This window comes from Fuerstiella marisgermanici, from assembly GCF_001983935.1.
GTDB classification, from domain to species: Bacteria; Planctomycetota; Planctomycetia; order Planctomycetales; family Planctomycetaceae; genus Fuerstiella; species Fuerstiella marisgermanici.
In genome coordinates this window covers 525,652-551,586 of the sequence record NZ_CP017641.1, presented here as the reverse complement: position 1 = coordinate 551,586, position 25,935 = coordinate 525,652, and the positions used below count along the sequence as shown (strand labels likewise).

14 protein-coding genes are annotated in these 25,935 nt (G+C 56.4%); 8 read left to right on the top strand and 6 right to left on the bottom strand.

All coding sequences use genetic code 11. The features are described from left to right. Positions 1-110: 110 nt before the first annotated feature. Positions 111-3,215, bottom strand: coding sequence for a PSD1 and planctomycete cytochrome C domain-containing protein (locus Fuma_RS01965; protein ID WP_077022650.1), 3,105 nt, complete (start codon positions 3,213-3,215; stop codon positions 111-113). A gap of 181 nt (positions 3,216-3,396) precedes the next feature. Here Fuma_RS01965 and denD point away from each other — a divergent pair, with 181 nt between their 5' ends. The 3 genes from denD to Fuma_RS01950 all read left to right on the top strand — a co-directional run bounded on the left by denD (position 3,397) and on the right by Fuma_RS01950 (position 9,135). Then, positions 3,397-4,377, top strand: a complete 981-nt coding sequence (gene denD / locus Fuma_RS01960) for a D-erythronate dehydrogenase (protein ID WP_077022649.1) — start codon at positions 3,397-3,399, stop codon at positions 4,375-4,377. Between the two features lie 160 nt (positions 4,378-4,537). Further along, positions 4,538-7,657 carry a PSD1 and planctomycete cytochrome C domain-containing protein gene (locus tag Fuma_RS01955; protein ID WP_077022648.1) on the top strand — a complete coding sequence of 1,040 codons (3,120 nt, stop codon included), beginning with the start codon at positions 4,538-4,540 and terminating at the stop codon, positions 7,655-7,657. After that, complete coding sequence (locus tag Fuma_RS01950; protein ID WP_077022647.1) at positions 7,654-9,135, top strand: DUF1501 domain-containing protein; 1,482 nt, start codon at positions 7,654-7,656, stop codon at positions 9,133-9,135. Before Fuma_RS01955 ends, Fuma_RS01950 begins: the two co-directional genes overlap by 4 nt. 199 nt (positions 9,136-9,334) lie before the next feature. On the opposite strand, the gene recJ is transcribed toward Fuma_RS01950, so the two are convergent. Continuing rightward, on the bottom strand, positions 9,335-11,095 hold the full coding sequence (recJ, locus tag Fuma_RS01945; RefSeq protein WP_083731729.1) for a single-stranded-DNA-specific exonuclease RecJ: 1,761 nt from the start codon (positions 11,093-11,095) through the stop codon (positions 9,335-9,337). A gap of 66 nt (positions 11,096-11,161) precedes the next feature. Beyond that, positions 11,162-12,610 carry a 3-keto-disaccharide hydrolase gene (locus Fuma_RS34570; RefSeq protein ID WP_077022645.1) on the bottom strand — a complete coding sequence of 483 codons (1,449 nt, stop codon included), beginning with the start codon at positions 12,608-12,610 and terminating at the stop codon, positions 11,162-11,164. 422 nt (positions 12,611-13,032) lie between these two features. Between Fuma_RS34570 and Fuma_RS01935 the strand changes: the two genes are divergently transcribed. The 4 genes from Fuma_RS01935 to Fuma_RS01920 are packed head-to-tail and all read left to right on the top strand — an operon-like array spanning position 13,033 to position 18,347. Further along, positions 13,033-15,108, top strand: a complete 2,076-nt coding sequence (locus Fuma_RS01935; RefSeq protein ID WP_077022644.1) for an alpha/beta hydrolase family protein — start codon at positions 13,033-13,035, stop codon at positions 15,106-15,108. Further along, positions 15,101-16,441: a hypothetical protein gene (locus tag Fuma_RS01930; protein WP_077022643.1), complete on the top strand. Its 1,341-nt coding sequence runs from the start codon at positions 15,101-15,103 to the stop codon at positions 16,439-16,441. Before Fuma_RS01935 ends, Fuma_RS01930 begins: the two co-directional genes overlap by 8 nt. Continuing rightward, the gene (locus Fuma_RS01925) at positions 16,438-17,661 is read left to right on the top strand and encodes a glycosyltransferase family 2 protein (RefSeq protein WP_077022642.1); all 1,224 of its coding nucleotides are present in this window, start codon (positions 16,438-16,440) and stop codon (positions 17,659-17,661) included. The genes Fuma_RS01930 and Fuma_RS01925 overlap by 4 nt, the downstream gene beginning before the upstream one ends. After that, positions 17,658-18,347, top strand: a complete 690-nt coding sequence (locus Fuma_RS01920) for a class I SAM-dependent methyltransferase (protein WP_077022641.1) — start codon at positions 17,658-17,660, stop codon at positions 18,345-18,347. The genes Fuma_RS01925 and Fuma_RS01920 overlap by 4 nt, the downstream gene beginning before the upstream one ends. Before the next feature lie 11 nt (positions 18,348-18,358). Here Fuma_RS01920 and Fuma_RS01915 read toward each other — a convergent pair whose 3' ends face one another. The 3 genes from Fuma_RS01915 to Fuma_RS01900 all read right to left on the bottom strand — a co-directional run bounded on the left by Fuma_RS01915 (position 18,359) and on the right by Fuma_RS01900 (position 23,496). Next, positions 18,359-19,642, bottom strand: a complete 1,284-nt coding sequence (locus tag Fuma_RS01915; protein ID WP_077022640.1) for a dihydroorotase — start codon at positions 19,640-19,642, stop codon at positions 18,359-18,361. A 1-nt stretch (position 19,643) separates the two neighbouring features. Continuing rightward, positions 19,644-20,603 carry an aspartate carbamoyltransferase catalytic subunit gene (locus tag Fuma_RS01910; protein WP_077022639.1) on the bottom strand — a complete coding sequence of 320 codons (960 nt, stop codon included), beginning with the start codon at positions 20,601-20,603 and terminating at the stop codon, positions 19,644-19,646. A gap of 322 nt (positions 20,604-20,925) precedes the next feature. Further along, complete coding sequence (locus tag Fuma_RS01900) at positions 20,926-23,496, bottom strand: ATP-dependent Clp protease ATP-binding subunit (protein ID WP_077022637.1); 2,571 nt, start codon at positions 23,494-23,496, stop codon at positions 20,926-20,928. Between the two features lie 667 nt (positions 23,497-24,163). On the opposite strand from Fuma_RS01900, the gene Fuma_RS01895 reads away from it, so the two are divergent. Beyond that, positions 24,164-25,930, top strand: a complete 1,767-nt coding sequence (locus Fuma_RS01895; protein ID WP_158520827.1) for a thiamine phosphate synthase — start codon at positions 24,164-24,166, stop codon at positions 25,928-25,930. The last annotated feature ends 5 nt before the right edge of the window (positions 25,931-25,935 follow it).

Below are 25,935 nucleotides of genomic sequence, written 5' to 3'. Positions count from 1 at the left end.
CAACGAAAGTATCTCAGCCACGCACCAGCGTCCATCCGCCAGATGTTGAATCCCTCAATGGCCCCTCCCGTAAAAAATTGCGGGAGGGGTTATTGCGTTGAGGGGCCAGACTACTCGCGATTCAAAGCTTCATCCAGACCGAAAATGGCCCGAGCAGTTGCAGTCCACGCCGCCTGTTCCGCAAGCATCAGTGGCGTTACCTCGTCGCTATCACCAACCTGCATGAACTCCCGGGCTTCTGCCGTATTCGCCACGAAGTGATCCCGCCGCTGCTCCCAAAACGCGGCCAAAGACTGCTGCTCAGCTTCGCCGGGCGGACGCACTAAAACTCGGCGAAACAGCGAATTCATCTGCTCTGCCGTATCACTTTCCGCCGACGCAGCGGCAGCGCGGCAGCCTGCTTGTCGAGCAAGGTCGACCGTCATCACGTCGTTCAGTAGCGTGAGTGCCTGCAGTGGGCTATTGCTGCGGTCGCGAACGGCGATGCACGCTTCTCCTGTTGGCGCGTCGAATGTGGTGAACATGGCGAACGGCGCCGTCCGTTTCGAAAATGTGTACAGACTGCGGCGGTAGCGGTCTTCGCCCGTGCTGGCATCCCAACTCGGCTTGCCGTACGCCGATTCCGTCACTCCGGCGGGTTGTGGTGGCCGAACGGGCGGACCGCCGATTTTATCCGACAGTACGCCGGCCGCGACCAGCAACTGGTCACGCAAAATCTCAGCTTCCAGACGTAGTCGCGGCAGGAAACTGAGCAGTCGATTGTCTGGATCGATGGCTGCTGCATCCGGACCAGGGATCGATGCCTGACGGTAGGTGGCCGAACTCACAATACGACGGTGCAGATTTTTCAGCGACCAGCCGTCATCCTCGCGAAATGTCACCGCCAGCCAGTCCAGCAGCTTGGGATGCGAAGGCGATTCGCCCTGCAATCCGAAATCGTCAACGGTTCGTACGATTCCGGTCCCAAACAAGGTGGCCCAATGCCGATTGACGACAACACGTGCCGTGAGCGGATTCGCGTCCGACACCAGCCATTGTGCGAACTCAAGGCGATTGCGTGGCCGCGCACTGCCATCTGCCGACAGCACTTCCGGCAGACCAGCAGTGACCTGGTCCTTTGGCTGAAGATATTCGCCGCGATGATGGCGGAAGGTTGGCCGAGGATGTTCGGTAGGCCGCTCGGCCATCACCAGCGACGTGGTTGCCTCAGGCCGCTTCCGCAGCTTACGAATTTCTTCCGCCTTACCTGTCAGCGGTTCTGCATTCAGCAGAAAGGTTTCGAACAGTCGCTTCTTCCGGGCTTCATCGAGAGCCGCACGTGGCTGTCGCAGGGAGGACGCAATGTCGTCGCCGTAAGTTCTGGCCTGCGGCGCACTTTCAGATTCACAAGCCGACCAACGAAAGCGCCCCAGCGAACTGGCGAAGTGGCGACCAAACGTCATCTGCAATCGGAGCGGCGTTCCCGCGGGGATCGGTTGCCGCAGCTGATACACTGCGACGTGACGCTCCCCCGGTCGCTCGTAAACGGACCACCCTGTTTGCACGTCGCCATCGATCGCGAGTGCTGCGGTCGCGGGGCTATTGCCGAACCGATTTTTGGCATACGTTTGCGACGCAGATGCGAACGCAAACTCAGATTCGCCGGATGAGGCTTTCAATTCGTTTAAAAAGAAATCGCCCAATGGGCCTTCGTAGTACGTCGATCCTGGCCCGCCGCTGGGCAGCCGTTCGTCTGGCAGTGCTTCCAACCGCAGAGCGGTAATCGGTTGGCTGGACGGCGCGAAGGTGACGAAGTAGTCGTCGCGTTTAGCAGTGTCGCCGCTGGCGAATATTGAGTTGTCTGGTTGGATCGTAAGGATGGGCAGATTCGACGTAGCCTCCGTCGGCTGCAGTTCCACCCACTCCACGGCGTTCGGTTGTTCGGCCGCAAGCCATTCCTCAAATGCAGCTTCAACCGCAGACTCACGCTTCGCCGCGACTTCAGATTCACTTAACTGATCCGCCGCTTCAACCGGCCACTCGTTCGCAAGTTGAGCCACCAGTTCATCCGCTTTCGCCCGATTCTGTTTCCACTGCCGATCCAAACCTGCATCCGGCAGCGCCAATCGAGGCTCGTCGGCATTGTTCAGAAACGCCATCAGTTGAAAATATTCATGATGCGAAATGGGATCGTATTTGTGCGTGTGACACTGACAACACCCGATCGTTAAACCCAGCCACGTGGTGCCCGTGGTGGCGTTCCGATCGGTCATCGCGTGGTAACGAAATTCCAACGGATCGATGCCGCCTTCTTCGTTTAGCATCGTGTTGCGATGAAAACCGGTCGCAATTTTCTGGTCGATGGTTGCGTCTGGAAGCATGTCACCGGCAAGTTGTTCGATCGTGAAACGGTCGAAGGGCATGTCGGAATTGATCGCATTGACAACCCAATCTCGATACGGCCAGATACTGCGTTCGCGGTCCTTTTCGTAGCCATTTGTGTCGGCATAGCGAGCCAGGTCCAGCCACCGCCGCGCCCAGCGTTCGCCGTAGTGAGGCGATGCCAACAGATGAGTTACCAATTCCTGGAACGCTGCTTCATTAACCGGCTCCCCATCACCAGCTTGCAGTTTCGCAACCCATGTGTCCGCTTCGGCCGGTGTTGGTGGCAGGCCGATCAAATCCAGATACAGACGTCGCACCAGTGTGTAAACGTCTGCTTCCGGGGATGGCTGAAGTCCGGCCGCGCGCAGGCGAGCAACAATGAAGCGATCGATCTCGTTGCGCGACCAGTTGTCATCCGTCGATTGAGGCACGTTCGGTTTCACCGGTTGTTCGAACGACCAATGCTTCTCCCAGGCAGCTCCCTGTTCGACCCATTTCACCAACGTGGCTCGCTGCTGTTGCGTCAGCTTCTTGTTTGACTGCGGCGGCGGCATAACTTCGTCCGGGTCGTCAGACAGAAGGCGTCGCACGAGTTCGCTGTTGCTGACGTCGCCGGGTTTCACGGCCACGTACCCGCCTCGATCATCAAACAGGCCGGCGTGCTGATCCAGTCGCAGATCAGCCTCGCGAGTGTCCTGGTCAGGTCCGTGGCAATGAAAACAGGCATTAGACAGAATGGGCCGCACGTCTCGCGTGAAGTCGACTTTGACATCGTCATCCGCGCCCGACCGTTGCAGACCAATTGCGACGGTAACCAGCGTGATGACGGCGACTGTTGGGATTGTCTTCATGCTTCGGAGCGAGTTGAGGATCGGTGAGTGGATCAGTATAAGTGCGAAGCAATTGTATCGTGGCGAAGCGAAGTATTCATCCGCGATGTTGAACGCTGTTATTGCCGGCCTGGAAACACAACCGCAGGATCGAACCGGCCTGTGAAAATGCAAACCATCCATCCATAGAAAATAGAACTCAATGAAGGTACTCATCATCGGCGGAGCGGGAATGGTGGGCCAGAAACTGGCTCAAAACCTGGCGGCAACCGGCCGGATCGGAGCGAACGACGTCACTCGCCTGGAACTATTCGACGTGGTTCCGGCCCCCGTGCCCGCGAACGCTGTCATTCCAGTGAATGTTCGTGAAGGTGACCTGTCGTCTCAATCTGTTGCCGGGGAACTATTAAGCGACCGCCCCGCCGTGATCTTTCACCTGGCCGCGATCGTGTCCGGCGAAGCGGAGGCCGATTTTGAAAAAGGCTATCGCATTAATCTGGATGGCACTCGCTACCTGTTCGAAGCGATCTGCCAGATGCCGGACTACTGGCCGCGAGTCGTCTTCACCAGCTCAATCGCCGTATTTGGTGCTCCGTTCCCCGACGCTATTGGCGACGACTTCCACACCACACCGCTCACGTCCTATGGCACTCAGAAAGCCATCGGTGAATTGCTGCTAAGCGACTTTTCGCGGCGCGGTTTCATGGATGGAGTCGGCATTCGCCTCCCGACCATTTGCGTGCGACCAGGCAAACCGAACAAAGCAGCGTCGGGGTTCTTTTCGAACATTATTCGAGAACCATTGGCCGGCCTGGAGGCTGTGTTGCCGGTATCGGAGGACGTGCGACATTGGCACGCCTCGCCGCGAGCCGCTGTGGGTTTTCTGCTACACGCTGCCACAATCGATTCAAGCACGATCGGCCCTCGCCGTAATCTCACCATGCCCGGTATTTCTGTCACGGTGGGCGAACAGATTGCGGCCTTAGAAAAAATCGCCGGGGCCGACACCGTGAGCCTAATCCGTCGCGAACCGGACGAGGCGATCATCAAAATGGTGGCTGGCTGGCCTCAGAATTTCGACGCAACGCGAGCCGCACGGCTTGGTTTTCAGGCGGAAACGTCGTTTGAAGAGATTATCCGCGTGCACATTGAGGATGAAGCCGTGACAACAGGCAACAACTAGCGTCTGACAGCTCGATACGTGCAAAAATCCGCTACTTTTGTGGCGAACCAACGCTCAATCCAGATACAATAGGCACAGCGGTTGACGAATCCCTTCGACGGCGAAACCCGGCAAACCGCTCACTGCCCGCCACTGTTTCTTCCCTCCGGCCCTGCACATCATGAATCGCTCCACACCCTGGAATTCGATTGGTCTCCTGGCGCTGATTTTTACGGCAACAGCCTCGACGGCCTCAGCTGAAGAAATTTCGTTTCAGCGTCAGGTGCGAGGCATCCTTTCCGACAAGTGCTTTCAATGCCACGGGCCAGACGCCGGCAACCGCCAGGCTGGTTTGCGACTGGATGAGGAAGCAGCCGCCAAAGCCAAACTGGAAAGCGGCGAAACAGCCATTGTCGCCGGCGACCCCAAACACAGCGCGCTGATCGACCGCATTACCACGGACGATGCCGATTTAAAAATGCCGCCTGCCGATTCGAATAAGTCACTCACCGCTGCGGAAGTTGAAATTCTGAAACAGTGGGTGGCAGAAGGTGCCAATTGGGGGCAGCACTGGTCGTTCGTTCCTGTCACTCGCCCAGCCCCACCAACCGTGGGACCGCAAGACGGAGTCGTCAACGACATCGACCGTTTTGTGCGAGCTCGCCTGCCGGGTAAGGGATTGCGTCCGAACAGTCCGGCCGATCGAGTTTCGCTAATCCGGCGTGTGTCGCTGGATTTGACCGGACTGCCACCAACCGTGGCAGAAGTTGAAGACTTCGTGAACGATGGTTCGCCAAACGCGTACGAAAAAGTGGTCGACCGCTTACTGAAGTCGCCGCACTATGGTGAAAACAGTGCTCGCTACTGGCTGGATGGAGCTCGCTACGGCGACACGCATGGCCTGCACCTGGACAACTATCGCGAGATGTGGGCGTACCGAGATTGGGTGATCGATGCCTACAACAGCAACAAACCGTTTAATGTCTTCACGATCGAACAGCTTGCCGGCGATCTGCTGGACAACCCCTCAGACGATCAGTTGGTCGCCACTGGGTTCAACCGCTGCCACGTAACAACCAGCGAAGGCGGTTCGATTGCCGAAGAGGTCCACGTGCGCAACGTGGTCGATCGAACGGTCACAACGGGCACTGTGTTTATGGGCCTGACGATGGACTGCACTCGCTGCCACGATCACAAATTCGACCCGTTAACGATGACGGATTTCTATTCGCTGTACGCTTACTTCAACAGCATCGATGGCAAGCCACTGGACGGAAACAAAAAAGACCCCGCCCCCGTACTGAAGGTTCTTACCGACGAACAAAAGCAGCAACTGGCAAAATTGGACTCCACACACCAGTCAGCGCAAACGGAACTCAAGAACTACCTCGCTTCTTTGAATTACGAAGAACCGAAGACGCCCAGTGAACCCGTCCGCGAACCGCCTAAAGAACTGGTTTGGATCGACGACGCCGTTCCCGATGGAGCCAACGCTCAAGGCAACAGTCCGTGGAAATTCGTGAAGGCCCCGGCCCCCGTTTACAGCGGCGAACTCAGCAGCACTCGATCCGCAGAAGGCCTTAGCCAACACTTCTTCGACGCGGCCACAAAACCGTTAACGATCTCGGACGGTGCTTCCTTCTTCTGCTATGTGTATCTCGACCCCAAGAATCCACCAAAAGAAATCATGCTTCAGTGGAACGACGGCGATTGGAGTCAGCGAGCGTACTGGGGTAGCAATCACATCGACTGGGGTACGGACAAATCAGTCAGCCGGAAACGAATGGGCGACCTGCCCAAAACCGGTGAATGGGTGCGTCTGGACGTTCCCGTCGCCGAGGTTGGATTTAAGGCGGGCGACAAAGTTCAGGGCTGGGCGTTCACGCAGTTTGACGGCACCGTCTACTGGGACAAGGCAGGAATCTTAAGTGCATCCAGCAAGCCAGTGCTATACGACTCGTTCGCATTCTGGGACCGCGACCAAAAAGCGAATGAAGCCAAAGCATTGCCGGAAAAGCTTCGACCAATCGCCCTAAAACCAGCCGCTGAACGCACGCCGGAAGAAACTTCCCAACTGAAACAGCACTTTCTGGAATTCGCGTTCGTCACATCACACGAGCGTGTGCTGGCCTTAAAGGAACAGGCTGAATCCGCGAAAAACAAAGCCGCCGGAATACGCAACGCGGCTCCCACGACACTCGTCTTTCGCGAAGCACCGGAACTAAAGCCGGCCTTCATTCTGACTCGCGGAGAATACGACCAGCAGGGCGATCCTGTCACGCGAGCCACCCCGGCTGTGCTGCCGGACATTCCCAAAGAACTTCCGAACAATCGACTCGGTTTAGCGAAATGGCTGACGTCGGAAGAACACCCGCTGATGTCACGAGTCACCGTAAACCGTATTTGGCAACAGTTTTTCGGCACCGGGCTGGTAAAGACGACGGAAGACTTTGGATCGCAGGGAGAACAGCCCACCCACCCGTTGCTGCTGGATTGGTTAGCGTCTGAGTTCCGTAAGCCTCAGGTCGCTGGTGCAGCTCATGACTGGGACGTGAAACATCTGGTAAAGCTGATTGTTATGTCAGCCACCTATCGTCAGACGGCTCAGGTCTTGCCAAACGAATACGAGGTCGATCCGGCAAACCGATACCTCGCTCGCGGACCACGGTTTCGACTTGATGCAGAAGTCCTGCGAGATCAGGCTTTGGGCGTCAGCGGTTTGTTGGTGCCGGATGTCGGCGGGCCCAGCGTAAAGCCGCCTCAACCCGACGGACTGTGGTTTGCCGTCGGCTACTCAGGTTCAAATACCGTGCGATTTAAACAGGACGAAGGCCACAACAAGGTTCACCGCCGCACGTTGTACACCTTCATCAAACGCACAGCACCGCCGCCGCAAATGAGTACCTTTGATGCCCCGTCCCGCGAAAGCTGCGTGGTCCGTCGCGAACGAACGAACTCCCCACTGCAGGCGCTGCTGATGATGAATGATCCGCAGTACGTGGAATGTGCCCGCGCATTGGCGCAACGAGCGATGACAGAGATCGGTTCGGCTCCCGCCGATCGTGCTCGGTTCATCCTGCGACAGTGTGTGTTACGCAGTCCGACAGACGCGGAAGTGCAGGCTTTGGTAACCGACTACGATCACTACCTGGCCGACTTCAAACAGAGCCCGGATGCGGCAAAAAAATTAGTCGCTATCGGCGAAGTACCACCAAACGCGAAACTGCCAGTCGAAGAACTTGCGGCATGGACACTGGTCTCGAATTTGGTTCTGAATCTGGATGAGGTGATAAACAAATGAACCCAATTCATCAACATATGCTGTCCGAAACACGACGGCACTTTTTCGCCAGGGGAGCGACCGGACTGGGGACGGCGGCTCTAGCATCGCTGCTGCAGTCTTCAGCAATGGCCGGCAATGGTGACGCGGTTGCGCCGACTGATAGCTTAAGCAGCGGCGAAGTACCAGATTACCTGAAGAAGTATGCGCCGAAGGCTAAGCGAGCCATCTATCTGTTTATGGCCGGAGCCCCCTGTCAGCAGGACACCTTCGACTACAAGCCAAAGATGGAGGCGATGTTTGACAAAGACCTCCCGGAATCGGTGCGCAATGGCCAGCGACTGACCACGATGACGTCCGGTCAAAAACGGTTTCCGATCGCACCTTCGAAGTTTAAGTTCGAACAGTACGGTAAGTCAGGAGCCTGGATCAGCGAACTGCTGCCGCACACGGCAAAAATGGTAGACGATATCTGCATCGTACGTTCGATGCATACGGAAGCGATTAACCACGACCCGGCGATCACATACATCTGCACCGGTGACCAGCTTCCTGGTCGTCCGAGTCTCGGATCATGGCTGAGTTACGGGCTGGGATCGGAAAACAAAGATGTCCCCGCCTTTATGGTGATGACGCCCACATGGACCGGCCGCAAGCAGGCTCAGGCATTGTACAACCGGCTGTGGGGAGCCGGCTTTTTGCCCAGCCGCTACTCCGGCGTATCGTTGCGGCGGCAGGGCGATCCGGTGCTGTACCTGTCCAATCCGGATGGCGTGTCAACCACAGCTCGGCGACGTATGCTGGATCGGCTAAGCGAAATGAACCAGCGAACACTCGATCGTATCGGCGACCCGGAAACTCAGGCCCGAATCGCTCAGTACGAAATGGCATTCAAGATGCAATCATCGATGCCGGACCTGGTCAACATCGATGGCGAATCAAAATCCGTGCTGGACATGTATGGGCCGGACGTAACGACTCCCGGCACATATGCGGCAAGCTGCCTGTTAGCTCGCCGAATGCTGGAACGAGACGTTCGGTTCGTGCAGATCTTTCATCGAGGCTGGGACCAACACGGAAATGTTGCGGGAGACCTGCCGTCGCAATGCAAAGATGTCGATCAGCCTTCGTACGCTCTGGTTCAGGATCTGAAGGAACGCGGACTTCTGGAAGACACTCTGGTGATTTGGGGCGGCGAATTTGGCCGCACGGTCTACAGTCAGGGCAGCTTGTCAAAAGAAAACTACGGCCGGGACCATCACCCTCGTTGCTTTAGCATCTGGATGGCCGGAGCGGGCATTAAGCCAGGCCTGGTTTACGGTGCGACGGACGATTTCAGCTATAACATCACTGAGAATCCCGTCCACATCCATGACCTGAACGCCACCATCCTTCAGCAACTGGGTGTCGATCACGAGCGTCTCACATACCGCTTCCAGGGTCGCGACTTCCGACTCACCGACGTTCATGGCAACATCATCACCGACATTCTGACGTAATCGACCACGCCCGCCGCCGCATCCCTTGCTGCACCGCGTTCGGCGACGAGCAAAAACAGTCGCAGCTGATGAGTTGCCGCGACAGATATCAGGTGATTGTATGAGGTACGGCGAACCTTCCAACGATCAAGGCTTGCTTCAATTACCACTGCACTGCGGCGTGCGGAGCAACGCTACACGGGGACGCAGCACGTTACCTTTACTTCGCGGGATTCGTGCCATCGTCCGGCGGCTGCCAGTCGTGTAGTTGCAATTCGACGCGGTCGTAGCCGCGGAACGAATTGATTTGCGGTGCGAAGCTGATTGACAGTGGTCCTGTGATCGCTGCCAACTCGGCCGCCCATTCGCCCCGTCCAAACGCGACCGCTCGCAGATTTGTGCTGTGTTGCCGGACCTTGATCGCTAGATGCCGATCGCCTTCCCCCATTGTTTTCGGCGGTTCCGCCAAGTCGACTCGCCGTGCTGCAAAACGGGGTTTGGGGTTGGCTTCGCCGAACGGGCCCAAATGCTGTAATTCCATGACGGCTCGCCGAGTCACCTCCGACAGATGGACTTCCGCGTCGACTCGCAATGCTGTGTCGTCGTCTGTTGGAGCGAAGTTCAGCGCCGACCAGTTTGCCAGTGCCGTACGCAGTTCATCAACTCGAGCAGCTTCAACCTGAACACCCGCCGCTGCTTTGTGACCACCGAACCCAAGCAAACATTCCTGGCTTGCTTCCAGTCCCGCGTACATATCAAACCCGGCATATGATCGGGCACTTCCCACCCCGGTGCCGTCATCCTTCAGAGAGATCATGACGGTAGGTTTTTCGTATGTTTCACAAATGCGACTGGCGACAATGCCGATCACGCCGGGATGCCAGTCGTGGTGAGCCAACACCAGCGTTCCGTGCTGCAACCATTCGGGATTTGCTTCAACCAGCTCCTTCGCTTCTTTCAGAATTCGGCGTTCGACCGTTTTTCTGTTCTTGTTCAGTTCGTCCACGTACGCCCCCAACTGGATCGCGCGTTCGACGTTATCCGTTGTCAGCATTTCTACCGCCAAACGCGCCTGTCCCAGACGCCCGGCCGCGTTAATCCGCGGCGCTATGCCGAACCCGATATCTTCTGACGACAGTTGAGCCTTGTCGTGCAGATTCGAAACTCGCAACAGCGCCTGCAGACCGGGCGAGGGATTTTCCTTCAGACTGTGTAGTCCGTAACGCACGATCACGCGATTTTCATCGACCAGTGGAACGACATCGGCAACCGTTCCAATCGCCGTCAGCCCCACCGCTGATTTTAGAAACTCCCGCATGCGTGGGCTGGCTCTGGTGCCGTCGCCCGTTAGTTGGCAGATTGCCCACGCCAGCTTAAACGCCACACCAACCCCACACAATTCACCGAAGGGATACTCGGTCCCCGGCAACCGCGGATGCACCAGCACGGCGGCATCAGGGAGTTCTGAACCGATGTGGTGATGGTCCGTGATAATTAGTTCCAGACCAATGTCTTTGGCCACCGCCGCTTCCTGAACGCTGGCGATCCCACAGTCGACGGAAACCAGCAGGCGCTGAGGGTCGTCTTCATGTAGTTGCCGAATCGCAGACTCGTTTAGGCCATAACCTTCTTCGATACGACAAGGGATGTAATAGTCGACACTCGCACCCTGAAGTTTCAGGCAATGCCACAATACGGCCGTCGATGTTACTCCATCAACATCGTAGTCACCGTAAATGGTGATGCGGCGTTTGTCTTTGACAGCTGCCACGATGCGAGCCGCCGCATCCGCTACACCGGGCAGCAGATTAGGGTCGTGGAGGTTGCTTAGCTTCGGTTCGAGATACCCTTTGGCAGCATCAGCAGTCTCGTACCCCCGGGCGATCAGCACCTGCGCGACAAGCGGCGTCACCTTCAAGGCTTTACTGAGTCGACTGATGGACGGTTCGTCATGCGGATGAAAGGACCATTTCCGTGGCACGCGGGAAACTCCGTTGGAAAACAATAACTCATGACCGACCGCCCATTGCGCACCCGCAACGAGTGATTAATACGGCAACTCGCGAATGTACAGGTTGCGGAAGAACAATTCACTGCCGTGGTGCTGCAATTCAATTTGGTCGGCTCGAGGCAGAGGCATAAGGCGTGCTTTGTCCCAGAAGTTTTCGAGCCTCACCCGGTCGACAACTAACTTGTCATTCAGCCAGATCGTAACTTTGTCGCCCACCATACGAATCAGGAAGTTGTTCCATTCGCCAGCCTTCTTGTCCGCCAGAACCAACGGCGAATTCCGCCAGCGGCGGTTATTCCACAGTCCGCCAGATCCAAGCTGCTGGCCGTGTCGGTACCGCTCAACCCATTCCTCTGACGAATCCGGTACGGTGTGCTCTTCTTTTGACTGAGTACGCCAGGGATCCCAGATTTGCACCTGCGGCGTGCCTCGTAAATAAATGCCCGAATCCGCGCCCGGCGGAATCTTCCATTCGCAGTAGAACTCGAAATCGCCGTAGTCATTGGCTGTGCAGAGACTCTGACCTTTGCCGTCGTAAGTCAGCACGCCGTCAGAAACGCTCCAGTGCTGATTCATACTTTCATCGGCGGTCGCCTGAGCTGCCTTCAAGTCATCGCCTTTCAGCGCCCGACGTTCGTTGGCATTGCGGTGAGCGAGTCCTTTCCAACCGGTCAGGTCCTTCCCGTTGAACAACGCCGAAAAACCTTCCGGTGGCGTGTTGTGCTTGTCTGTCTTTGGCGTGCTGGGTGCTGGCGAATAGTCCGCCAGCTTCAGGTTCCGGAATTCCACACGATCATTGTGTCCGGCCAGCATCAGGTGGCCCGACTTGTTGTGCATACCCGGATGAGGGTTGCCGTCGACCGGAGTGACGTCATCCAGACACACGTCCATGATCACGGCACCGTTAAGAATGACCAGGATGTGATCATCGATCGCGACGATGGTTTCAGAATTCCACTCGCCGACCGGTTTCAGGTACCCAATTCTCGAAGGATAAACGCCGTAAATCGATCCATGATACTGCCACGGCTTCAGCCAGCTTAGCTTCCGCTTCTTGCCGTTCTCCATGATGGCTTCACCACCGTAGCGGCTGCCGTGGTGGTCCAGTATTTGAATCTCCATACCATCGGTCGCGGCATGCCCACCTTCCGATACTCGAATGCCGACTCCGTTGTTGCCACTTTCCTCCAGTTTAAATTCGAACTGAAAGGCGAAGTCGCCATATTGTTTTTCGCTGACGAGATTGTGGCCCCCTTTTTTGCAGACCAGAACTCCGTCTTCAACCAAGTAGTTTTGGGTGTCGCCCGTCCAACCAGCCAGGTCCTTCCCGTTGAAAATGTCCGCCCATGCAGCAGATTCCAGAATCTGCAAAGCTCTCGCGCCAGCGTCGACGTTGGCATCAGGTTTCGCATTTTGAGCAGCAGAGAACGGAGAGGCAGTGGCGACCAGCGCCAGCAGCGCGGTCAAGCGGGTGAACATCTTCATTTGTGGAGGGCTCCGAAGTGGGGTAGGGCGGGGCATTTGAGTGGTGGTTTACGACGAAGCACGGTAGGAAACCAAAGCAGGAAATTCAACGCCTGGAGAAAACTAGTTGCGACCAAATCACGGAGCGAACGGCCATCAGCTAATACAAGAGTACCGGTCAGCCCCATGCGACCAACGACTGCGGTTTCGTCCCGCTTTCGGCGGAATTTTTGCCCCAAGCGGGTGGCAAACTTATTTACCTGGCAGGAATCCTTACCTGCAGATGCGCTGGTCGCCGTAGATCGATCAGCACCTACTCCCGGCGAAGTCGATCGACGAGCATATTTGCTCGTCCCTGGCGCCAGCAACGTGGCAAAAATCCGTGGCGGCGATACCATAATGACTCTTGCCTGCCCTTCCGCCCCGCAACGGAAACCCCATCCATGTCCGTTCAACGACTCGTCATGCCGCCTTTGATCGGTTGGCTGCTTATCGCTCTCGACACATCGGCCGATGATGGCAGGAACGCTCCACTCACCATCGAATCCGCGTTGGCGCAGCGGCTGATTAATCCCGACTTGCCTCAATCCGAAATTGAAGCGTACACCGAGTCTCACATCCTGCCGATGCCCGAAGTGACCACAGTCGGCGAATGGGAGACGTATGCAAAAAAGGTGCGAGAAGACGTTTTGAAGAAAGTCGTGTTTCGAGGCGAAGCGGCGAAGTGGAGAACGCTGCCCACGAAAGTGGAATGGCAGGGTGAAATTGAAGGCGGCCCCGGTTACCGCATTCGCAAGCTGAGATACGAAGTCGTTCCCGGAATGTGGACGGCGGGATTGCTATACGAACCCGAAAAACTGTCCGGCAAAGTGCCTGTCGTCATGAACGTCAACGGGCACGATCGCCCGGACGGCATGGCGGCCGACTATAAGCAAATGCGATGTATCAACCAGGCCAAACGCGGCATGATCGCATTGAATCTGGAATGGCTCGGCATGGGGCAACTTGCCACCCCCGGCTTCAATCACTACAGCATGAATCAAGTGAACTTGTGCGGCACCAGCGGGCTGGCACCTTTTTACCTGGCGATGAGTCGCGGGCTGGACATCCTGCTGCAACATGAAAACGCAGACCCTGCAAGAGTGGCTGTGGCCGGGCTGTCAGGCGGCGGTTGGCAGACGATCTTCATTAGTTCGCTGGACACTCGCGTGACGCTGTGCAATCCGGTTGCGGGCTATTCCAGTTTCAAAACGCGAGCCCGCTACCAAAGCGACCTCGGCGATTCAGAACAAACGCCGTGCGACCTGGCGTCGGTCACTGACTATGCTCAGTTGACCGCCATGTTGGCTCCGCGCCCCGCATTGCTGACGAATAATGCGGAAGACAATTGCTGCTTCAAGGCAGAACACGCGCTGCCGCCGCTACTTGAAGCAGCTCAACCGATCTACAAACTTTATAACAAACCAACGAACCTGAGATACCATATCAACAATGATCCCGGGACTCACAATTTCCTGGTTGACAACCGACAGCAGTTGTACGGGATGCTGGAAGAATTCTTTCTGGGCAACCTCGACAAGAACGCCGCAAAGGAGATCGCCAGTGAGGACGAACTGAAGACCAAAGACCAACTTCACGTGAAGCTGCCGGAAGGCAACCTGGACTTCAACTCCCTGGCCTTGCAGCTTTCCGACGGGCTGTCTCATTCACAACCAGCGGGTGCGGGCGAGTTATCTGCGTGGCAGACCCAGCAGCGACCGAAGCTACACGACATTGTGAAGTTGAAAGCGTTCCACACACTGGCGATTCAGCAGTCGCAGCGAAACTCCGAAAATCTGTCAGCATCGTTCTGGTGGCTGCGATTCGGCGGCGACTGGACGGTGCCAGCGGTTGAACTGTCCGTCCCCGGCAGCAAGAGCAAAAAGTTGGCGATCGTTGTCGCGGATGACCGGGGATCCAGCCTGACCGGGGAAACTCAGCATTTGCTAAACGATGGATATCGCGTGCTGGCGATCGATCCGTTTTACTTTGGTGAATCAAAGATTACCAAACACGACTTTCTGTACGCGATTCTGGTATCCAGTCTCGGTGATCGCCCGATTGGAATTCAGGCCGGACAACTTCAGGCTGCCGCGAAGTGGGCACGCGAAGAATTTGGGTGTGAACATGTCAAACTGGTAGCGGCCGGACCTCGGACGTCGCTGATATCACTTGTCGCGGCCGCTTCGGGTGACCAGTTCGAAACGCTGCAGCTTCGAGGTTCACTGGGCAGTTTGCGTGAGTTACTCGAACAAAACAAAGGCATGGACAAGGTGCCAGAGTCATTGTGTTTTGGGTTACTCGAGCAGTTCGACATTCCAGAACTGGTGCTGTTGGCGGGACCGGACCGCGTGCAATTTGTGGACGCCTCAGATCGTTGCAGGACTGAACTACAGTCGGTGATGAAAGCGTATCCCAAGCTAAGTACCAACTTGTTTGCACAACCAACTCGGGCGGCAGGCGCGTCGGGCGATGAATAGCCGCAGCCGCTGGGCTCTACTGCTCTGCCTTCACGTTAGCATGCTGGCTGCCTTGGTGTTGTCCGGCCCGGCCGACGTGGTGATGGATGCCGCTGGCTACTGGAAACTGGGGCAGCTCTGCGCTGACGGCAATTTTGCCTGGGCAAACGATCCGATCGCCTATCGTACTCCGGGCTACCCTGCATTTCTCGGTCTGTGGCAGGCGGTGGCCGGTAGCCAGGCGTGGCTGGTGACTGTCATCGTCCAGCACGTATTGCTGGTGCTGACGACCGTAATCACGGCGTGGTTAGTCTGGCGAATTACGCATTCAGAACGTTGGGCGATGGCTGCTTACACGGTGGCTGCACTTGGAATGGTGCGTGCGTGGTTCGCTCAAACGTTGTTGACCGAGACGCTATTCATATTCGTCATCACGTTGCACGTGGCCTGTTTGTGGGCATGCCTGAACCGCACGACAGTCCGCCGGTGCGCTGCAGTTGGCGCGACGTTGGGGCTGAGTATTCTGGTCCGCCCGGTCGTTCAACTGTGGTGGCTCCCTGCGTTTGCGTTGATCACGATTGCAGGGACCAGTGGCAGCGTTAGGAGCAGACTTCGAGCTAGCACTGTCGGCGTCGTGGTGATGTCTGTGATCGTGATGCCTTGGTTTGTGCGCAACCGTGCAGTCTTTGGCGAATACTTTCTGACGCAGTTTGTGGGGCGCAACCTGTGGATTGTCACCTTCCAGGACGGCTCCGGCGCTGGGCTTGAGATCCCTCAAACAGAGGCCGGTCAGCAACTACTTAGCACCACGGAATGGCCAGTCCACAATCCAGAACTGCGAGCCACGTGGAGCGTCTCAGACCGCCTTGCGGAGACAGGAATGCCGGACGATGATATCGACCGACTGATGAAGCGAGTATGCTTCGATGCAATTCGCGCTGGTCCGATTAAATTCGGGAAGGCCGCATTTCGGCGACTTGTGAACTTTTGGCGGTGCGTCCCCGATCCCTATCCTTACATCGCAGGCCCCAACGGCCCGCCACCGGCTGGCCAGGTGGGTTGGAGCAACGCAACGTTGACGGATCTGGAAACGTCGATCTATCAATTGGTGCCACAGCGCAGTTTAAAGTGGAACGCGTTCGTAGCAATGCTGGTGCTGACAGGAACCAGCATGATGATCGTGCGTCCCGACACAAGATGGTTTGGAGTTTCATTGTTGCTGTTTTTTGGCATGATGTCCGGCCTGACAGCACTGGTGGAAATCCCAAACGTTCGCTATCGCCTGGTGCTTGAGCCGCTGATGGTAGTCGCATTGTGCTGCGGTGCCAGTTCTCGTTGCGCGAAAGTCTCATGACAGAATTGTCCGATACAGAATCACCGCCTAACACCTATGACGTCGAAGTCAGTGTCGTCATGCCCTGCCTGAATGAAGCGGATACGATCGAAACGTGTATCCGGAAAGCTCAACAGGCCTTCGCAGCTCACGGCATCAATGGCGAAGTCGTCATCGGCGACAACGGCAGCGATGACGGATCGCAGAAACTGGCAATCGATTTGGGTGCTCGCGTTGTCGACGTTCCTCAGCGAGGCTACGGAAGCGCGTTGATGGGGGGCATCGCTGCCGCTCGCGGTGAATTTGTCATTATGGGGGACGCGGATGATAGCTACGAATTTCTTGAGATCCCAAAGTTCGTCGACGCGTTGCGAGCAGGCAGCGACCTGGTTCAGGGGTGCCGACTGCCTTCTGGTGGGGGGCAAATTCTTCCTGGCGCTATGCCGTTTCTGCATCGTTGGCTGGGCAACCCGATGCTGTCTCGAATGGCGGCCGTGTTTTTTCGAGTCCCTATTCACGACATCTATTGCGGCCTGCGTGGCTTTCGTCGCGACTTCTACGAATCGTTAAATCAACGTTGCACAGGGATGGAATTCGCGACAGAAATGATCGTCAAAAGTACGCTGGTTGAGGGCCGTATTTCGGAAGTGCCGATCACTCTGCATCCAGACGGCCGGAAGGCTCACCCGCCCCATCTTCGAACGTTTCGCGATGGTTGGAGAACCGTTCGCTTCTTCATGCTGTACTCACCACGGTGGACATTCTTTCTGCCAGGGCTGTTGATGATCTTGCTGGGAGTGCTTGGATACGCGGTCGCTTTGCCAGGTGTCACAATTGGTGGAGCAACGTTTGACGCTCACACGTTGCTGTTCGCTTCGTTATCTGCGATTGTCGGGTTTCAATCCGTCATTTTTGCCGTGCTGGCTCAGGTATACGGCACTGACAGCGGCATGCTGCCCGTTCATCGTGGGCTGACGCAATGGATAAATGTGGCCACACTGGAACGAATGCTAATTGGTGCCGCGATCGTCGGTTTGATGGGAACTGGCCTATTACTGTGCGCGGTGCTGCAATGGTACCGCGCCGAGTTCGGTCGATTGGACTACGCGGTGACGATGCGATGGGTAATTCCAGGAGTGACTCTGACTGCGTTGGCCGTGCAGACCGCGCTCGCGTCGCTGTTTCTGGGCATTCTTCGGATGCACCACCAACCGTCTTCGAGCATGGGCGAGTCACAATGACGGACGGCAACATCACTTATTGGGTCGCTGACGATTCGTGTTGTGACGAAGCCTGGGAGCAGGCGTATCTGGACTTCGAGTCGCCTGCCGAAGAACGATCGAAGTTTGTGGCGAGGTACCGACAACTGGGCGTCGACCGCTGGGACAAGAAGCTGGCAGTTGCTGAGTTGTTCTGCGGTCGAGGCAACGGCCTGACAACTCTGCGACACCTTGGTTTTCAGAACCTTGAAGGCGTCGACCTGTCGCCGCGTCTGCTGAGGGAGTTTGACGGCGATGTACCGTTGTACGTGGGTGATTGCCGCGATCTGCATTGGCCCGACAACCACAAAGACGTCATCGTTGTGCAGGGCGGGCTGCATCATTTACCGACACTTCCCGATGATCTGGGGAAAGTGCTTCAGGAAATCCGCCGCGTGTTGAATCCGGGTGGCCGCATTGTTCTGGTGGAACCGTGGTCGACTCCGTTTTTGAAGGTCGCTCATGCCATAACTGATCGACGCCTGGTACGAATGTTCTACCGCCGAGGCGACGCTTTGGCTCGCATGACGGAACGCGAACGAGACACCTACGAAAACTGGCTAAGTCGACCGCAGCAGATACTCGATCTGTTGCATTCTCATTTCGAAATGGAGCAGCAGCAGATTGGCTGGGGCAAGCTGATGTTTATCGGCCGCGTGGCGAAGTAACGACGGCGCCACTATGCTCGCGTCGAATGGCGAACCTCGCCGTTTACTATAGTCGTGACAACTCGGCCCGTAACCTTCCATCCGTTGAATGGGGTGTTGCGACTGCGCGATCGGAAACTTGCTGCGTCGATGGTCCATTCTTCAATTGGATCGACAAGCGTCACGTCCGCTGCCACGTCCGGAGACAGCGTTCCGTGCGGGATACCCAGCAACGCCGCTGGACCGGTGGTCAGGCAGGCGACAAGCTGCGACCAACTAAGATGTGCCGGCTGAATCAAGGCTTTCACGCAGAGGGCCAATGTTGTTTCTAACCCGCAGATACCAAACGGCGCGCTGTCGAGGTCTACGTCCTTCTTTTCGATCGCCAGCGGTTGGTGGTCCGAACTGATCACGGCGATCGTGCCGTCTTTCAGGCCTTCGATCAAGGCGTCGATGTGTTCCTGCGAACGCAACGGCGGGTTGCATTTGAAAAGCGTGTCGAACGAATCCATCACTTCGTCCGTTAGCAGCAGGTGATGCGGCGTGACGTCGGCCGACACTGCGACAGTGCGTCCCTGAGCCAGGCGAATACGTTCGACCGTTTCCTGGGTATTCACGCACATGATATGAACGCGACCGCCAGTGAGTTCTGCCAAAGCGATGTCGCGACCGGTCATGATGTCGTTCGCGGCGGCCGGAATCCCACGCAGGCCCAGTCGCGTTGACTGGAAGCCTTCGTGCATGACTCCGGTGTCAGACAATTCCGGTACCATCGAATGATGCAGAATTGGGCGGTCGAACATCCCCGTATATTCCAGCGCTCGCCGCATCACTTCTGCATTCGCGATTGGTGACTTGGCGTCTGTGAAGGCGACCGCGTCCGCTTCCACAAGTTGCCCAATCTCAGCCAGTTCTTCGCCGCGCGTTCCTTTTGTGACGGCTCCCAACGGAAACACGCGGCAATTGTTGGCTCGTTCTGCCTGTCGCTTAACGAATTCTGCTGAGCCTCGATTATCGACGACGGGGTTGGTGTCCGGCAGTGCCGCGATACTCGTGAAGCCGCCGGCCAAGGCAGCCGCTGTCGCCGACGCGATTGTTTCGTCTTCGTCGAAACCGGGTTCTCGCACTCCGACGTGAACGTCAATGAAGCCGGGGCAGACCAGCAGCCCTGTCGCATCAATCACTCTGTCGGCATCTGGCTGCTGGCCCTGAGGAAGCACTTCGACAACCTTGCCGTCTGCAATCAGCAGCTCGCGACGAGCTTCGATGCCATTGGCGGGATCGACGATCGTTCCATTTTGGATGAGCGTTCGCATGTTACTTGCCTGCTTTCTTTGCCAGCAGGTACAGACAGGCCATGCGAATCAGCAGCCCGTTCGAAACCTGATTCAGAATGACGGAATGTGGCCCATCAGCAACTTCCGGAGTGAGTTCCACGCCACGATTAATCGGGCCGGGGGCGAGTACCAGCAGGCCGTCTTTGGCTTTTCGAATGCGATCGCCGTTCATGCCGAACAAGTGAGCGTACTCCGCAATGGATGGGAAGAAGGCGCCTCGCTGGCGTTCGAACTGAACTCGCAACAGATTCACACAATCAACCTGAGGAAGAATCTCGTCAAGGTTGTAAGCCACCTCCACGCCCAGTTGAGTAATCGTGCGAGGAACCAGCGTGGCAGGTCCGCAGACAATCACACGCGCGCCCAGTTTCAACAGGCCGTGGATGTTCGACCGAGCGACTCGGCTATGTCGAATGTCGCCGACGAGAGCCACCGTCAATCCTTCGATTCGGCCCAGCTTCTGCCGAATCGTCAGCATGTCCAGCAATGCCTGGGTCGGATGTTCGTGCGTGCCATCACCCGCGTTGATGACGCCGGCTTTCAGATGCCGTGCCAGCAGGTGAGGAGCACCAGGCGTACGATGACGACACACCACAAGGTCGACGCCCATAGCTTCAATTGTCAGAGCCGTGTCGACGAAAGTTTCTCCCTTCGACAGACTGCTGCCGCTGGCCGAAAAGTCGACAGTGTCGGCTCCCAAACGTCGCGCGGCGATGTTGAAGCTGGTTTTGGTGCGTGTTGAATTTTCGAAAAACAGGTTGGCGACCACGGTGCCATTCAGCACGGTCAGTTTTTTAGACCCGCCTTCGGTCAGCGTCTGAAACTGATCCGCAAGATCCAGAATGGTGGCAATTTCTTCGGCCGAAAGATGTTCCAGCCCCAGCAAATGCCGCTCCTGCCACGGAGCGGTGATGCTGATGTCGTCCATTGTTTCCGTCATTACGCTGGCTGCTGTCGGTCGGAGTCCGTCGAAGCCGCAGCAAATGGGATTCGCTGCGCAAAATTTCCACGAATTTATTGATCACGACCACCGACTGCAATTCAACGGCTCGTTTCGCTGCGCTGAATTCGACAATTGACGGACAAACACGTCTCGCGCGAACTCATTCCGGCACGGCCGACGGGCGCCGCCCGACTGAAGTACCGGCAACAGGGGTTTTATCCGAATGCGAACCGATGACGACCTGCCGCGCAAAAGAAAAGCCGGTGCACTCATACGAATGCACCGGCCTTAGTTATCCTTCCAACCACGCAGGTTGAACTTATCCGTCAGATGACTCCGAAGCTTCGTCACTGGAGCCAACGCCGACAGGTTCACCTTCTGGCTCGCCAGCAGGCTCTTCCTGGTACTCGCTGACGAATCTCAGCTGCTTCTGATCGCCGACTTCGGTGACTTCCACGTTGATGACGTTCTTACCTTCGAACGTCCCACGCAGAAGTTCTTCAGACAACGGATCTTCGATGAAGCGTTCTACGCTGCGGCGAAGCGGGCGAGCACCGTAGTCCAGGCCATCGTTCGTTTCGCCCTTGTCGATGATGAATTCGCGAGCATCGTTTGACAGGATCATCTTCAGTCCCTTGTCCTGAAGGCGGTCGTAAACCTTCTTCAGTTCGATGTCCACGATATCCATCAGTTCTGTACGGGTCAGTTTGCGGAACACAACCACTTCGTCCAGTCGGCCGAGGAACTCCGGCTTAAACTGTTTTTGAAGTTCGTGCATCAGATTCGTCTTCATTTCATCGTAAGACCGCTTGTCGTCGGTTTCACGAAGCGTGTGAAGTCCCATGCTACCACCGTGAGCCATCTTATTGGCCCCCGCGTTCGTAGTCATAATCAGCACGACGTTTTTGAAGTCCACTGTACGACCAAAGCTGTCGGTCAAGTGACCTTCTTCCATGATCTGCAGCAACATGTTGAAGACGTCTGGGTGGGCCTTTTCAATTTCGTCCAGCAACACCACAGCATACGGTCGGCGGCGAATCTTCTCCGTCAATTGACCGCCTTCTTCGTAGCCAACATAGCCTGGAGGTGCACCGACCAGTCGGCTGACGTTGTGCTTCTCCATGTACTCAGACATGTCCAACTGAATCAGACTGTCCTCTTCGCCGAACATGAACTCAGCAAGCGTCTTCGCCAGCAAAGTTTTACCAACACCTGTTGGGCCGGAGAACAAAAACGCACCAGTTGGCCGTTTTGGATCCTTCAAACCACTGCGACTGCGGCGAACCGCTTTGCAGATCTGAGTAATCGCTTCATGCTGACTGATGACTTTCTTGTGCAGTTCGTCTTCCATCTGCAGCAGACGGACTGTGTCTTCGCTGGAAAGTCGCGTTAGTGGAATGCCAGTGATCTTGGCGACAACTTCGGCAACAACTTCTGCGTCGACGACTCCGTCGGTCTGCTTTGATTTCTCACGCCATTCCTCGGTGAGTTCGTCCTTCTTCTTGCGAAGTTTGTCCGCTTGATCTCGCAGAGACGCAGCCTTTTCAAACTGCTGCTCAGCAACTGCATCTTCTTTGGCCTGATTCAACCGTTGGATCTCGTCCTCGATTTCCTTCAGGTCTGGCGGTCGCACCATCGACTTCAGACGCACGCGAGCGCCCGATTCGTCGATCACGTCGATTGCCTTGTCTGGCAGACAGCGAGACGAAATGTAGCGGTTTGACATCTCAACCGCCGCTTCCAAAGCGTCATCCGTGATTTGCACGCGGTGATGCTCTTCGTAGCGTTCTCGCAACCCCTTCAGGATTTCTACAGCCTGAGATGGCGATGGTGGATTCACAACAACCGTCTGGAAGCGTCGTTCCAGAGCACTGTCTTTTTCGATGTACTTACGATACTCGTCCAGAGTTGTCGCACCGATCACCTGCAGCTCGCCACGGCTAAGTGCCGGCTTCAGAACGTTGGAAGCGTCGATCGCACCTTCGGCACCACCGGCACCAACCAGAGTGTGAAGTTCGTCGATGAACAGAATTGTGTTCTTGGCTCGCCGAACTTCGTTCATGACCGCCTTGATCCGCTCTTCGAACTGACCACGGTACTTCGTGCCGGCAACCATCATTGCGAGGTCGAGCACAATGATGCGTCGATCGGCCAACAGGTCCGGCACGAGGTTATCGACGACCATCTGCGCGAAACCTTCGACGATCGCCGTCTTACCAACTCCAGCTTCGCCCAGCAGAACAGGGTTGTTCTTCTGACGACGGCACAGAATTTGGACGACTCGTTCAATTTCTCGTTCGCGGCCGATGACTGGGTCCAGCTTTTTCTGGCGGGCCAGTTCTGTCAGGTCGCGTCCAAAGCTGTCCAACGCAGGTGTCTTGCTGCGTGAACCGCTGCGCTGTGAACCACCTTCGCTTCGCTCGCTGGCTCCGGCGCCTTCTGCAGATTCCAAACCATGACCCAGCAGGTTCAAGACTTCGTCGCGGACGTCGTCCAGCTTCATGCCCAGATTCATCAAAACCTGAGCCGCCACACCTTCCTGTTCACGCAACAGCCCCAGCAGCAGGTGTTCGGTGCCGACGTAGTTATGATTTAAATTGCGAGCTTCCTCCATCGCGTACTCGATAACCTTTTTCGCGCGCGGCGTTTGAGGCAGCTTGCCCATCGTGACCATGTCTGGACCGGTCTGGACAATCTTTTCGACTTCGATACGAATTTTTCGCAAGTCGACATCGAGGTTCTTCAGCACGTTGGCAGCAACGCCGGAACCTTCCTTCACGAGGCCTAGGAGGACGTGTTCAGTCCCGATGTACTCGTGATTAAATCGTTGAGCTTCCTGGTTGGCGAGTTGCATCACCTTGCGGGCTCGATCAGTGAAGCGTTCGTACATGTGATTTCTCTTTTCCGTTTGTGTGTCTGAAAGTCGGTCACAACAGCTTCTTCAAAGACTGCTGAACTTACCGGCTTCTTGCCAGCTACCGTCAAAATTCAAAATTCGGCCCTGGCCCGAGGTTCACCGGCCATACCACCGTTCATCTGATTTCACTCATCGAATCAATTTGAGTCCGTTCCCTTCGCAGGCTGGCCAGATAACGATGCAAGTGAACCGCAGGGCGATAACCGCAGAAACAATTCCCGCAGGACTGACGGCTAACGCCCTGCCGTTCACAAAACACGAATATCCAATCAGCCTCCTGAACACGCCACTTTGACAGTGTTGCTCCGTGCATGACCTTCCAAGCGAATGTCATGCCGGATTCTAGGTCGCAGTCGATTCGGCGACAAGACAGCTCGTTAAAGGGTTTTCCAAATCACCGTCGCAACGCCGATCTCCGAAACGCTTGTTCAGCTAAACCTGGCTTGCCAAATACCGAACTGGCACCATAAACACGGAAAACTTCAGCGCAAGGTTCGATTAAAAACGAACTTCTCGGAAAAAACTGGCAGGATACGGCAATCCGCATTCCGCGAACTGGCAGGAATCGCGGTAATAACAATGATCCGAACGGCGCCGGATCGCGTAATTGATGGGTAAATGCATCACCTCAGGAGTTCAAGTGGATCATTCGTTTCAACAAATTGCGGCGACTCCTTCGTGCGAACGCATCCGTCGACGATTTGATGCGATTGCCGTGGGTGATTCGTCAGCTGACGTTGGACATCTGGTCCTCGTCATTCTGCTGGAAGAATCGCTTGGCGGAACCTGCCTGCAGAATCTCGGTTTAACGCTGCACAAAATTGAAAACGGCTGCTTTGGCGAGGTCGTGGCGGCAACTTGTCGGACGTTGACTGAATGCCAATCTGACGGGGATGCGGCAGAGGTCATCCTTGCCGATGAAACACCCGATCTCCCGTCGGCAGGCCTTGGCCCGAAAGCGGGCGACCAAATGTGGTTGACCGGACTGTTGGATCGAGCTCGCTTGATCTGCCGCCGCAGTGACGATGCGACGCTGGTGCGCAGCCAGCATTTGGTGCAGGCCATGGTTGAACTGGACGGACCGGCGAAGTCACAGCTGGAGCCGCTTGGGATCACGGCAGCAAACGTCGAACTACAATTATCCGGCGAACCGGAAGCGCTGCCGGTGTTGGCCGTCGATCTGGATCTGGCCCCGGGACTTTTTACAGACGAAGATGAGGACTGCGATACCGCTTCCATTTTCGTTTCGGAAACCGACGCATCACAGCGAATTGTTGCCGTGTTGGATGCCAACCTGAATCGCACCCGAGAAGGACTGCGTGTGCTGGAAGATTTCGCGCGGTTTGTTTCGCGCGATGCCGCTGCCACCGAAGAACTCAAGCGGCTGCGACATCAGCTGGTTGCCGCCGAGCAACTGCTTCAGTCGGCAGGCGTGTCGCCGCTGCTTCAGCGAGCTGTCGAGCATGATGTGGGCACATCGCTGACCACAGAACAGGAACAGCGCCGCGAGTCAGTTGCCGATTTGGTTGCTGCGAACGCTCGTCGAGTTCAGGAATCATTAAGAAGCCTCGAAGAATTCGGTAAGACAGTCAGCGGGCCGTTCGCGGCGATGATCAAACAGATGCGTTATCAAACCTATTCGCTTGAACAACAGTTATACCTGCAGTCGGTGATAGACATGTCAGACGCTGGCGACGTGTCAGTTCCTTCATCGCGCATGGAACGAATTGATCGCCTGCAGCAGGCCATCGTTTACGTGCTGTTAACGGAAGACTTGTGTCGACTGGATTGGCAGCAAACAGCGGAAGCCGCGTTGGCTGGCGGAGCGGATGTGATCCAACTTCGCGAAAAACACCTGGCCGATGATGAACTCATCTCGCGCGGTCGATGGCTGGCGCAAGCCTGCGAAGCGGCCGGAGCACTGTTTATTCTGAACGACCGCAGTGACCTCGCCAGATTAGCGGAAGCCCACGGCGTGCATGTCGGGCAGGACGATGGCTCAGTCGCATCAGCACGCAGCATGTTACGCGACGACCAGTTGCTGGGCGTTTCAACTCACGACCTAAACCAGATTCGGACAGCCTGCAACAGCGGAGCCGACTATCTGGGAGTCGGGCCCGTCTTTCCGTCGTCCACAAAACAGTTCGACGGTTTTCCGGGTATCGAATTCGTCAAGGACGCCGCCAAAGAAGCTGTTACGGAAAGCTCACTCGTTCCGTGGTTCGCGATCGGTGGTATCAACATCGATACGGTCTCGCTGGTTCGTCTAAGTGGAGCGAATCGCATCGCGGTTTCTCACGCCGTCATCGGCAGCGAAGATCCCGAGTCTGCGGTGCGGGACCTGCGTGCGGCGATGTTGGTCGAGGACGACGATCGTCCTGCCAGCCTGAAGATACGTCGAGGGTAACGAGC

What these genes read in the sequence shown, in the direction of transcription:
- Fuma_RS01955 (WP_077022648.1), top strand. Translation starts at nt 4,538, where the DNA reads ATGAATCGCTCCACACCCTGGAATTCGATTGGTCTCCTGGCGCTGATT.
- Fuma_RS01965 (WP_077022650.1), bottom strand. Translation starts at nt 3,215, where the DNA reads ATGAAGACAATCCCAACAGTCGCCGTCATCACGCTGGTTACCGTCGCA.
- Fuma_RS01920 (WP_077022641.1), top strand. Translation starts at nt 17,658, where the DNA reads ATGACGGACGGCAACATCACTTATTGGGTCGCTGACGATTCGTGTTGT.
- Fuma_RS01915 (WP_077022640.1), bottom strand. Translation starts at nt 19,642, where the DNA reads ATGCGAACGCTCATCCAAAATGGAACGATCGTCGATCCCGCCAATGGC.
- Fuma_RS01910 (WP_077022639.1), bottom strand. Translation starts at nt 20,603, where the DNA reads ATGACGGAAACAATGGACGACATCAGCATCACCGCTCCGTGGCAGGAG.
- Fuma_RS01925 (WP_077022642.1), top strand. Translation starts at nt 16,438, where the DNA reads ATGACAGAATTGTCCGATACAGAATCACCGCCTAACACCTATGACGTC.
- Fuma_RS01935 (WP_077022644.1), top strand. Translation starts at nt 13,033, where the DNA reads ATGTCCGTTCAACGACTCGTCATGCCGCCTTTGATCGGTTGGCTGCTT.
- Fuma_RS34570 (WP_077022645.1), bottom strand. Translation starts at nt 12,610, where the DNA reads ATGAAGATGTTCACCCGCTTGACCGCGCTGCTGGCGCTGGTCGCCACT.
- Fuma_RS01900 (WP_077022637.1), bottom strand. Translation starts at nt 23,496, where the DNA reads ATGTACGAACGCTTCACTGATCGAGCCCGCAAGGTGATGCAACTCGCC.
- Fuma_RS01950 (WP_077022647.1), top strand. Translation starts at nt 7,654, where the DNA reads ATGAACCCAATTCATCAACATATGCTGTCCGAAACACGACGGCACTTT.
- Fuma_RS01930 (WP_077022643.1), top strand. Translation starts at nt 15,101, where the DNA reads ATGAATAGCCGCAGCCGCTGGGCTCTACTGCTCTGCCTTCACGTTAGC.
- denD (WP_077022649.1), top strand. Translation starts at nt 3,397, where the DNA reads ATGAAGGTACTCATCATCGGCGGAGCGGGAATGGTGGGCCAGAAACTG.